The sequence below is a fragment of the Hyphomonas sp. TMED31 genome, from assembly GCF_002172815.1.
Classification (GTDB): Bacteria; Pseudomonadota; Alphaproteobacteria; order Caulobacterales; family Hyphomonadaceae; genus Hyphomonas; species Hyphomonas atlantica.
Map to the genome: position 1 here is coordinate 1 of NZ_NHCK01000004.1, position 12,150 is coordinate 12,150.

At 38.6% G+C, this 12,150-nt stretch carries 10 protein-coding genes and 1 pseudogene; all 11 read right to left on the minus strand.

Annotation, left to right across the window (positions count from 1 at the left end; genetic code table 11):
• Positions 1 to 678: pseudogene (locus CBB91_RS00595) on the minus strand (hypothetical protein); the annotation flags it as partial.
• A 108-nt stretch (positions 679 to 786) separates the two neighbouring features.
• Positions 787 to 1,905 (minus strand): hypothetical protein, encoded by a 1,119-nt coding sequence (locus CBB91_RS00600; protein ID WP_345906684.1) that lies wholly within the window; start codon positions 1,903 to 1,905, stop codon positions 787 to 789.
• A 20-nt stretch (positions 1,906 to 1,925) separates the two neighbouring features.
• Positions 1,926 to 2,264, minus strand: coding sequence for a hypothetical protein (locus tag CBB91_RS00605; RefSeq protein WP_345906685.1), 339 nt, complete (start codon positions 2,262 to 2,264; stop codon positions 1,926 to 1,928).
• Positions 2,265 to 2,268: 4 nt separating this feature from the next.
• Positions 2,269 to 4,167, minus strand: coding sequence for a hypothetical protein (locus CBB91_RS00610; RefSeq protein WP_345906686.1), 1,899 nt, complete (start codon positions 4,165 to 4,167; stop codon positions 2,269 to 2,271).
• Positions 4,168 to 4,242: 75 nt separating this feature from the next.
• The gene (locus tag CBB91_RS00615) at positions 4,243 to 4,371 is read right to left on the minus strand and encodes a hypothetical protein (protein WP_345906687.1); all 129 of its coding nucleotides are present in this window, start codon (positions 4,369 to 4,371) and stop codon (positions 4,243 to 4,245) included.
• Positions 4,371 to 4,550 carry a hypothetical protein gene (locus CBB91_RS00620; RefSeq protein ID WP_345906688.1) on the minus strand — a complete coding sequence of 60 codons (180 nt, stop codon included), beginning with the start codon at positions 4,548 to 4,550 and terminating at the stop codon, positions 4,371 to 4,373. The genes CBB91_RS00615 and CBB91_RS00620 overlap by 1 nt, the downstream gene beginning before the upstream one ends.
• Positions 4,551 to 6,241: 1,691 nt before the next feature.
• Positions 6,242 to 9,811 (minus strand): hypothetical protein, encoded by a 3,570-nt coding sequence (locus tag CBB91_RS00625; RefSeq protein ID WP_345906689.1) that lies wholly within the window; start codon positions 9,809 to 9,811, stop codon positions 6,242 to 6,244.
• A gap of 39 nt (positions 9,812 to 9,850) precedes the next feature.
• Complete coding sequence (locus tag CBB91_RS00630) at positions 9,851 to 10,141, minus strand: hypothetical protein (RefSeq protein ID WP_345906690.1); 291 nt, start codon at positions 10,139 to 10,141, stop codon at positions 9,851 to 9,853.
• Positions 10,142 to 10,163: 22 nt separating this feature from the next.
• Positions 10,164 to 10,496, minus strand: a complete 333-nt coding sequence (locus CBB91_RS00635; protein WP_345906691.1) for a hypothetical protein — start codon at positions 10,494 to 10,496, stop codon at positions 10,164 to 10,166.
• A gap of 2 nt (positions 10,497 to 10,498) precedes the next feature.
• The gene (locus CBB91_RS00640; RefSeq protein WP_345906692.1) at positions 10,499 to 10,933 is read right to left on the minus strand and encodes a tail fiber domain-containing protein; all 435 of its coding nucleotides are present in this window, start codon (positions 10,931 to 10,933) and stop codon (positions 10,499 to 10,501) included.
• 92 nt (positions 10,934 to 11,025) lie between these two features.
• Positions 11,026 to 12,150: tail fiber domain-containing protein (locus CBB91_RS00645; protein ID WP_345906693.1), on the minus strand; the 1,125-nt coding region annotated here is incomplete at its 5' end.

Consider the following 12,150-nt stretch of genomic DNA (forward strand, 5'->3'; position numbering starts at 1 on the left):
GTTAGAACCACCTTCAAAAACTAAAGTTTCATCAAGTAAATTGACAGTTGTGCTGCCACTATCTCCAGATACACTAAGGTTTGTTGCGACATCGGTTGTAGTTACATTAGTAACACGACCCTTAGCATCAACAGAAACAACAGGAATTTTAGTTGTGGATCCATATGTATTAGCAGAAACTCCGGTATCGGCAAGATCCAGTGTTACTGATGCGGTTTCTGAACCAGATCCAGAAACGACAAGATTGCCTGATCCAGAATCAGCAATAGTAGCAACATAGTTACCTACTGTATCTGTTCCAAGATCAACTGAGTTTGCTTGAATTGTACTTGTGATTGTTACATCGCTTGTTCCGTTAAAGGAGACAGAACCGGCGAGATCTCCACCTAAGGAAATTGTTCTAGAGGTCTCTAATGCAGTAGCAGTATCAGCATTACCAGTGAAGATACCATCAAAGCTAGTAGCGGTAACAACACCAGAAACTTTAACATCACCATCAACGGTGAGTTTTGCTTCAGTGTCAACAGTACCAATACCAACTTCGGCATCTTTGCCAGCAGCAATACCGATATAATTAGCAGACGCATCTAGTTCTAGATAATTCGCAAATTGCGAAAGTTCTCTATTAAATGCCATTTTTTTTCTTTGAATGAGTTTGTAGAACGTTCCACGAGTCATCTTCGTTCTGTCACCTATGGAACAATTTCAACTGTTAGCCAAGGCCGTCTTCGTTGATCAGATAGTTCTTATAGTTAACTAGACTCGCTTAATGTTATTTATCATTTTTTACACTGCCGTTGTAGATAGATTTCCCAAATCATCAACAACTAATCTAAACTTTGTTCCATTAGGTGAAGTCATAACTATTCCAGCAGATTGATCGGAACCAACCATTACATCTTGGTTAAAAGTAGCAATACCAACCACATTTAAACTTGTGTTAATACCAACTCCGCCATTAATAGTTACCTTCGCTCGGGTGCCATTGCCCGCATAAAGTTTTAGTGATTTGGAATCTAATCCAATTTTTGTATTTGTACTGCTATCTGTTTTTCTTCTAATAACATCAGTATATACTTCCTTAATTGTAGATATTCCTACCTGAATACCCGTAGATGCTTCTGCTCCGCGAATAATAACTGAACTTAATGTATCAGTTTCTACAAATCCTCCACTACCACCAGAACTTGTAGTATTATATTTAAGAATATCAACAGCATCATTTGCAAATAAAGGTTCTCCAAAAATAATATTAGATCCATCTAATGCCGTGTATTCGCTCTTAGTTAATCTTACACCATTAACAAATACATCAACAAAACCAACATTATAGGCAACACTAAATGTTGTTTGGCCTGCCGTTGCTGTAAGATTATCTTCCGTTCTTAGTGTTGGAAAATCTTCCCATTCCAATCCAACACCAGTAGATTTTAAATATTGACCATAATTTCCTGTCGTTCCTCCAGCACTAATAGATCCTGCTTTAGAAATAACCGTATATGGATTATATGCAACTATCTGTACATTATCATTAGGAAATAGAGGTTCAGAAAATATTATTGAACTTCCATTTGAAGCGGTATATTCTGATGGTGCGAGCAATACACCATTAACAAATACATCAACATATCCAACCGTATATTTTAATTCAAAAGTAGTTTGGCCAGCTATTGCTACATAGTCAAATGTTGTTCTTACTACTGAAAGATCCTCATTAGTGAGAGTCTTCCACGTTAAACCAATACCAGTAGATACAAGATATTGTCCGTCTTCACCTATAGATCCACCAGCACTAATCTTGTCCAGTGAAGATATACCAACAACTGATAGAGTTGCTAAATCTTCACTATAAGAAGGTATCCCTATCCTTACACTTGGTAATCTACCGCTCAATAACTGTGGCATTTTATTTTATTTCCCCCACATCACTTGAGTGTTTCAAGAATACTACCTAAAAATTTCAAATCACCGCTCGACCCAGAAATAACAAGAACATCATTTGATTCTAACGATAACTTACCGTCAAGAAAAGTAGCAGTGTCGTTTGGGGGAATTGGAAAATCTTTTGCAATCTCCGTTGTAACAGCAATTCCTGCTGTTGTTCTTTCATGTGAGAAAGTAACAGTTTCTGTAGTAGATCCGGTATTTGCTACCTGGGCTAGTAGAACTACACCAGAGTATCCAACAGGTGCCGTATAGATTCCTACAGATGTTGATCCAAGGACATGTGTGACAGTCTTGAATATATTAAGTGGTAATGCCATTTTATTATCCTCCCAATGCTAAAATATAGGGTGTTATATTTGCGAACAAACTCTTGGTGTAGGCATCACCAGTAATCGTTCCTCTTGCTTGATCAATCACAACGCCATCACCAATTTTAAAGTTACCAGCTTGATCGGTACTGGTGTAAATTACAAGTCCACCATTTTTAGAATCAACCTCATTTTCTGGAATAGTCACTCCACCATTTTGCGGAAGTGCTGTAGAAATATCAGTTCCAGAACCAATATACTCAAAAGAGTGACTTGATGCCAGAATCCTACTTTGCTCAAAAATAGGAGCCGACATACCAATCGAAACTGGATATGGAAGATTTTCAGCAATCGTTACTGTAGAAATTCCAACTGATCTCCTTTTAATTGAATTTTCAGTAGAAGAAACAAATTTGTGGGATGATGTATCTGGAGAAGTCCCCACATTCACTCTGAAAGTATTCGTAGTTGTTGAGGTGATAATCAACCATTTGTTACTGGCGGGATCTCCTGCTCTTGGATAGGAATGCTCACTATTGTTATCATCTGATGCACAGGTAAAAGTAATTGCTCCATCTGCAATTCTAATACCATCTCCCACATTAAATCCATGATTGGCCACGGTTAAATTGAGATTTCCAGTATTTGGATAATAAGTAGAACTAGTTGGTGTATGAGTCGTTATATCCCCAGTTACTGCCGTAGCACTTTCAATCAAATAATACTTTGGAGTTGCCTTTAGACTTCCAGTGGCAACGTTATTTCCAACATCAGGATTAGAAAATGTTACAGATGGAATAAAATCAAACCCCCTACCACTAGAAACAAGTGTTACGGAAGAAACTTCACCCTGAGAGTTTATTTCAGCAATAGCAGAAGCATCTATTCCCCAACTCTCAGATGGAGGGTCAATAATAACCACAGGGGGTTTTGTATATCCAGATCCAGCATTATCAATATCAATCTTTGCTACTTCATAATACAAATTATCAAAATATAAAACTTGACCATCATAAGGTCTATCAAATAAACCACTTAGTGCAAAACGATTAGATCCGGCTTCAACATTGGCAGTTACTATACCGACAGATTGAACTTCACTAACCCCATCAGCAACCAATCCAAAGTTACCAAAGGATGAATTGGAGTTTGTAATATCACAGGCACCGCCAGAACCACAATAAATTCCAACATCAGTCGCGATTGTGAAGAAAGAAACTATCTGACCATATCCACCATTAGTGATTGATGCTCCAATTCCACCCTGATTATATTGAGTATATGAATCGACAACCATGCTCTTAAAATCTCCGGCCGTATGATTGCCATCAATTTTAAGTCCGATACTATTTTCAATAAAATTAGTACAGTTACTAACGTAGGGTGACTGGGTTACGTTAACAATATTATCCGGATCAAAAGATATGGTTGCCTTACCAGTATTGACAGATCCTCGGAAAGACATCTCAGAGAGATAATTTCCTGCGGTAACGTGAATTAAATCCTCATTCGGATTTTGAGGTCTTATTGATACTTCTCTAAGACTATCACCAACTAAACTAACTTGCTCAGGAAGTCTTAATGGATTGTTTTCTATGTAATTTCCACTAGATATCTTAATTACTGTCCCCGGTGTAGCAGAGGCAATTGCTGATTCAATCGTTGCCTTTGCATCACCTAATTTTTCGCCAGCATTAACATCATCACCATCTGCTGTTACATATAAAACATTACTTACTACGGCACCAGCGCCAATAGAAATAATGTCGCTGCCGATTCCAGGACGATATCTCTGAACAAACAAGTTTGCATCATGAAAGTTTAGAGCTAATTCGCCAATAGGCAGTTGATCTACGGTCGGCTTCTTTCCAGGAACAGCCGTCCGCTTAATTTTAATATTTGGGTTTGCCATCAATTCCTCATGTTTGGGTATATACCCGACATAAACTCAATATATATTGAGCTTGCCTTAGATATATTTATTACTCTAAGATTTCTGAGGTTTTGAGGCCTTCAATTTTTTTAACTCTTTCTCCAAATCTCTTATTTTTGCGTTGGCTAATTCCAACTGAGATTCTAAAGATACTACTTTAACAAAAAGATCGGTGGAATCCATCAATAGGTTTCCCCCGATTTTTCAGTTATTGAATTATTGTTTTCCAACTCCTTTTTTAAAATCTCAATTTGAGATTTCAAAGTTGATATTTGAGTTTCATAAACAATATTTTGATTAAAAAGTTCAAAGGCCTTTTGCTGATATGCAGCAATTACGGCCTGGTAATCAGTTTCATTCATACTCTATTAGAACGAGCCTCCATCTATAGTTATATTCTCAAGTGTTCTTTGACCATTAGCACAAGCAATTACTTGTGATTGTCCCGCACAATCGTTAACCCATAGAGCACCAACTTCAATCGCAGCATATTCATTCACAGTAATTTGTGGATGTGCTGAGGAAGAACCACCGGAGTCCGAAACATCTGCAGCAAATACAAGTCTTGCTACTCCCGATTCCCATGCGACTGCTGATTTCTTAGAATTTCCATCATTATAATTAAAGAGAACACCAAGATCCCAAGTAGTTGATCCGCTTGGAGCATTACCATCAACTCTACCAAGTTCAATAGTTCTATCTTCAACAGATACTGAGTTCGTATTTACTTGAGTAGTAGAACCATTAACAAACAGATCACCAGTAACTGTGAGGTTTCTAGCAGCTGTGATATCACCAAGAGAGTCAATAGTAGCAGCGTTGTTTCCAGCACTATGCTGAATAACATCAGTCTTTATTGTAGGAGAAGCAAATGATGTTTCAACTTCAACATTAGATGGAAAACTTAATGTAACAGACTGTCCTACACCTACTGTATTGATTTGCTTATCCGTACCAGCAATTAACAGGGATTGACTATCCAGATCTACTGATAATTCACCACCAGAATCTGCCCGAAAATCTAAATCTTGAGCAGTTAATTGAGAATCAACATAAGCTTTGACGGATTGTTGGGTAGGAACAGCAGTACTGCTATCCGACACCATGTCATCTTCATCAGTAATGCTAGTAATTCCAACACCACCAAGTACTAAAGTATCAGTTACGACAGAAGATGTAGTAACAATACCAGAGATGCTTAAATTTCTCCATTGTTTTTCACCAGTACCCAAATCATATGTTGCATCATCACTTGGAACAAAGTTTGATACGATTTCACCACCAAAACTTACATTGTCAGTATCAGAATCTCCAAGATTAATTGTTCCTCCCTGGAAATTAGCAACACCAACAAAAACAGATTGGCCTTGAACATGAAGNCCNCCGCCAATAGTTACATTCTTATCAATTCCAACACCACCATTAAATTGAACAGCACCAGTGTCAGGATCGCCTAATGTATTATTTGTTGTGCTACTAAAGTCAACATCTCCAGAGAAATCTCCACTAGAAACACCACCAAGACCCATTGGGCCGGTGTAACGAGCACCACTAATGTAAATACTCTTATTAGAGAAATCTACTCCATTGGGAAGATTTTCGCCAATAAAGTGAAGAACTCCTGACTGATAATCAAAGAACCACTCGTCATCATTTCCAGAACCAGCAGCGAATAATGTTGTGCCCAGAGTAGACGCATTATCGGCATCTCCAGAGTCATGGACATATACCCTAATGAGATAAGTAGATCCAATCTCTGGCGGAATCCAATCGGTAATATTAGTCTTCCAAGTTCTATTCGTAGAAGCTGTAATATCAGCAACACATTCTACAGGAGCAGATGATGGATATAGAGTTACAACAGAACTACTAACTGTTGGAATGGTTGACGGAATGCTGTGAGCAGACTGCCAAATTTTATCTCCCCTCATTAAGAGAGGACTTGCTATTGACTCGTTAAACGCTCTCTTAATAGAGTTGGTATCGGTCTTAGTACGGCCGTAACCTAGTTTTTTCCAAAGGAAGTCAACCTTTTGTGATTGTGTTATGGCCATTATGCTACTCCGATGCTAAGTGATGAAATTGATTCGCCGGCCGATAATGCTATTCTTACGAGAACAACATCGCCCGTAGCGTTACTCATATTCTCTTCACCAAGTGTCATTGTATATGATCCACTTAATTCTGCTCCTGGGATGATAACATTACCTCCATTTGAAGCTGCACCATCTCCATTTTCTCCTGGGATACCTCCAAGGAAAACTTCGGCAGAAGTTAACCATCCATTTAATCCACTTTCACTATCTATCTGAGTTCCAGGTGCAGCAATCCAAAGTCCAGAAATTCCAGAAGCCGAGGTAATGTTAATATCAAAATTAGCAACTACCTGGCGACGGAAAGCAAAAGTGAAATATTGTGTTCCGGTATCGCCACTTCTGTTTGGTCCAACTGGTAAAAATCCAACTGAATAGTCAGTGATATCATGCTTCAGAACACCAAGTCTAACTGTTGCTTCTCTTGTACCTTCAACACCAGGATCAGAAGATTCGGTATAAGGATTATTAGTATAGAAGTCCGTTGAAGACGTAAATGATGGAGTATCAATGGTATCTGCACTAAAGTCAAATACTCTTATGCCATCATCAGTGTGAACTCCATTACCCAAAGAATCAGAAACTGGGATTGCAATTTCGCTAATTCCAGATTGTGATGCAGTATGAACTTGAATCTTAGTGTCATTTTCTACATAAGATCCATTTCCNGCGGGGTTCTTTGCACGAAACTTAACTGTTTGAACTGATCTTACACTAGAAGAAGTGAGATCAACATTCAAGTCTCCAAGAGCATATGCAGAACCAACACCAGTGTTTGCTATCGGAACACCATTGCCATTAAGCAGATCAGTTATTCCTTCAATATTTTCATAACTGTAATTCTGAGTAGAAATAACATTCGCAGAAGTAGACTCAAAGTTTGTTCCTGATGTCAAGTTAAATGGCGAATTAGTTTCTTGATATGTCTGACCCGTAAAATCAGAGACTTCAACACCACTCAATGCAAGTGTTGGACTTCCAGTATTATAATAAGGAATACCCGAAACATATCTCTTAGTTCCAGAATTACTTTCAGAAAGAGTTCCTGNTGTGAGAGTTGGAGTATCGTTCAGATCGTCTTTAACGAATACTGCACTTTCACAATTTCCATCAACAGAATGATTTAAATCAAACTCATTCAAACCAACAGGAATTTCTGCAAGTGATTTTGAAACTCTGGCACTGAAAACTTGATAAAAATCACTTGGATAAATTGTAGATGAAATCTCATCATGAGCATCGCCTTCTGAGGTAATTACAAGATCATCGAATGTACCAGTCTCTCCTTTGGCCAGTGTGAAGGATTTAGAACCAATATCAGCACCATTTAATCTGGCAGAAAGAGTTCCAGAATCAGAACCATCTATATCAGAAAGTGTATTTGATTTAATGGTTGCTGTTGTTGCATATCTCGTAACCTCAGAACCAATAAGTAATCCTGGCATCGCAATACCATAACTAGTCAGATTATCAGTATAGTCTGCACAGAGACGAGGCGATGTTCCTTGTGAAGAACTTGACATTGAAAGTGTTTGTGCCGCGATATTAGTTGGAGCAGGAGGAACCGCTTCTAATACCATCGTAACGTCATCGACTATTCCGTTCTGAACCAAATGTCCCGGAGTTCCATTTGCAGTTAAAGTAACTATCTTAGAACCAGGACCTCCTTGGAAGGTATGCTCGATTGGAGTAGAAGTACCACCAGCAGCTGCGTTGCTTGCAACTATATCATTAGAACTTCCATCACCATAACCATAGACATAATCGCTTGCGTTATGTGATGTGTTAGTAAAGAGGCCGATTCTTCTATCATTACCATTAAGGTCAGTTCCATCATAAAGCGTTCTTGAATTATCGCCAATTCTATCACTTTGAACTACGGCTTCACCAGAGAAGATTGAACGAACTTCTGGTTCAACAGTGATGATATAGTCAGCAGAAGCAAATGGTGAATTGGTGTGATTAGAGAGGACTTCTAACTTTGCAGNGTAAGAAGAACTGATCCCAGCAGCATTATCTGAAAGATTATATACATTAGAGATAGTTCTATTAGTATCTCCATCATTAAAAGATCCAGTATTCACTGTAGTTATTCTACCATCACCAAATGTCCACCTATACTGAATACCAAAATCAGAATGACTTCCGATTGTATTCTCAGTTGTATTAGTAAAAGTAATTGGCAAACCGGAGTCAACTAAACTATTAATACCTATCGTTGCAATTCCAGTAAATGATGGCGTATGCTCAGCATAAACCTTGAATGTTGCTGAATCAGAAGTTGGAATAACATTAGGATCAGCAGCTGGATGAGAATTAAGAGAAAGATTAACTGTATATTTAGTATCAGTTTCTACAGCAGTGGTGTATATGTGCTCTGTTCTTGCCGCACCNACACCACCAGGTTCTGCATTACCATTGATTCCAAATGATATTCCATCTCCAAAGTTGACTGTATAATCAACATCAAATCCAGTTACTTCTGTTGTTGTGTTCTCCAGATAGATTGGAGTTCCACTATCAATAAAAGTAACTGCACTTCCACCACTCAAAGCATCATTAAAGGTGAATGAAACATCTGGATCTGGAGTATAAACTGTAATATAGTTTGTTTTAAATGTTGTAAATGAACTTCCTGCACCCACACCAGAAGTATTACTAGCTGCCATCGTAATGGTAAACTGTCCACCATCTGGTTCATCATAGGTATGACTTGGAGATGAATTAGAAGTATTGTCTACCGAACCATCACCCCAATCAATATAATAATTATTTGGATTTCCTGATGCAGTTGTTGTCAGAGTGATTGAGAATGGCGAACCACCAGCAACTGGAGTTGTAGAGAAGTCTAAACCAGAAACTGCGGTGTTATTCATCATATTGAGCGCAAGCTCATTCAGGTCATCAATACTATCAACAATCTTTGTTTCTGTCGTGAACGTATTCAGAGCGCCAGGTGTTATCAAATCTCCGTCAGAAGAAGTTCCAAGAGTAAGGTTATCTCCAGTTCCTGAAATCGCAATATCTACTGTATCAGTATCTGGATTATACGAAAATGTATTTCCTATACCAATAAAGTTCAAGTTTTGAACTGGACCACTAGTAATACTAGTTCCTTCAGAGTTAATACCGATATTGAAACCACCAGTAGCAGTTACAATACCAGCAACATTTAAGTCTATGTTAAAATTTTCTTCCCAAGAAAGATTTCCATCCGCATCAGTAACAAGAATTTTGTTAGCTTCTGGTGCTGCTGGGAATGTGTATGTAGTGACTCCAGATAAAGCGTCTGGGCCTTTGAGGTTGATGCTATTGGTTCCATCCTTGTCAACTAACTTAAGAGATAGGGATTCAGTCCCATCCTCTCTACCCCAGTATCTTCCTGAACCGAAGAACTGATTAGTTGAAGATTCTGATGTAAGACCAACATAGAGGTCATACTTATCAGTAGTGAAACCAGGTTCNCCCTGCCGTAAACCAGGCAGATTTGTAAACGCACCCCTCTTAAATTGAATAATCGGTGCTGCCATTTGGAAAAAGTTACTATTTTACTTTTGAATATTTATAATTCAAAAAGAGCCGCCATCAAAATCAATCTTATTGTCAAGATCTTGATCCAATTGATCAATGAAATCATCAGGCAGTATATTATCAGAAGCTGCTGCAGACAGAATTGAATCAGCAGGAACTAACTCATATTTCTGTGCTGCAGCATTATAAATTAAAACATGGTTTCCCTTGTTTTCAAGATCTGGAACATTTACATCACTTAATTGGGATAGAAATTCTGCCACTACTACTTTCTCCTGAGTTACTGTGTATTCAGGTGTTGAATCTAAGGTTACTCTATAATCTGCCATTTGATTCAAATCTTTTAACTATTTATGAAATTCCTGCGGAAACCATCGCCATTCCCTCAATAACTCGTGTTTTTAATCCACTAACCGTATTTGTTAAAAGTATATCATAATAGTATCTACCAGGTTCTAATGTGCTTGTTATTTCATCGCTCATATCCAATTTAACTTTACCGGTAGCAATTGTAATAGTTGTTGTAAAATCGTAAGATTTAGTAGAACTATGATGCTTTCTCAATTTCGCTACAGCAGTGCTTGAATAAAGATTATAAACAGAACTATCATTATTTGCAATCGTAAATGTGGAAGTGAAATCTGCTCCCTGCTCAATTGTAATATTTACTGATGGTACTGCCATGATTAATTACCTTTCAATTCATCAATTTGTCTTTGCTGTTCCTTAATTGCTTCAATCAGAACACCAATAATACCATTATAATTCACAGACAATCCGTTTTCACTTTCAGACACCAACTCCGGAAGAACTTCTCTAAGTTCTTGAGCTATGACGCCGATAGATTTCTCTTCAGATTCTTTCCAAGTATAATCAACTCCTCTAAGTTGCTTTACTTTATCAACTGCACCATCAACAGTAGAAATATCTTTCTTTAAGTTTTCATCAGAAAGAGAATCTAAAAATGTTGCGGATAATCTTCCAGTAGAAGGATTAAATTGTAACTTAGTTGTTGATGTTTTTGGTCCAATACNATCACTATTTACAAAGACAGGATAAAATAAACTGTCAGTAGTAGTATCGTTGCTTACACCAATTAATTGTGCCTTTGTCTGTGACATCTATCCTTTTTAGTTATTTATATGCTAAAAAATAATGTCAACTTTATCTAATAAAAAAACCCCGCGATGTCACGGGGCCAAATGTAAGGCTTTTACCCAGCTTCTAATGCGGCAACCTTCGCTTCAAGAGTCTCGATCTTGGTGATTGCTTCTTGCAAGGCTTTAGTAAGCGGAGCAATGAACTCCTCATATCGCAAAGATTGCGTGCTGTCTGGATCATCCTTGTCAGCCAGAGTCCACCCAGCGAAATCAACCCCAGCATCGTCTACAGCCTGCTTGACCTCTTGAGCAATAAATCCCCAGTGTTTTCGCGCACCAGCTCTTGACTCATAAACCCAATTACCNTCACCATCAGTTCTGTAAATGTTGTCGCCGTTTTCTTCTGTCCCGTCAACAATGGGAACATTTTCACCTCCTATCCATTTATAGGAAACAGGTCGCAATGCCTTGACAAAATCCGTTCCNAAAACAGAAGTTTCAACTTCATGCTTTAACCGTGAATCGGACGTTTGGATTGTTCCGTTAGTAGCATATACATCATCCCATCTATTACCCGCACCACCAAGATCTACTGCGTTGTCAGTGGTTGGATAAACTATACTTTGGTTGCTAAATGCAGTACCCTGACCGTTGTATAAAAACCGATTTCTTACGGCATTGTTTGTGTAAAGTTCAATGTGACCAGTAGCATTGCTGTATTGAAGTCGAGAGGCACTATTTTCAAATTGCAGTTTAGCCAAATTTGAACTATTAATTTGAACGTTAACGTAATCTTTGAACGTGGCGCTTCCCTGACCTGTAATAGAAGCAACTTGTGTACCACCAACAGCAAGGGCGAACATATTGCCAGATGTACCAGCAACAGCGTTAAGTCCTAAAGAACCTCCACTTTCTAGCTGGTAGCCAGTGGTTGGGTAGTCTGTGCTTTGGATAGTACCAGCAAACTCGGCGGCGCCGGCTGCAGTGACATGAAAGTTTCTATTAGCACCTTGATAGCCTGCAAATAGCAGCGTATACTGGCTAGCAGTTTGCTGACATTGTGCATTTACAGTGGCTGCATTGGCTGCCATATCCACCTGAGCACCATATCCGGTGCTTGAAGAAATGTTGACTGGACCAAACGTGGCGCTGCCGTCTGCGCCTATTTTTGTTGTAGGCTGTGTTCCAGCACCTTGGAAAATCTGAATAGCATTGCCACTACCTACGCTTGACTGTCT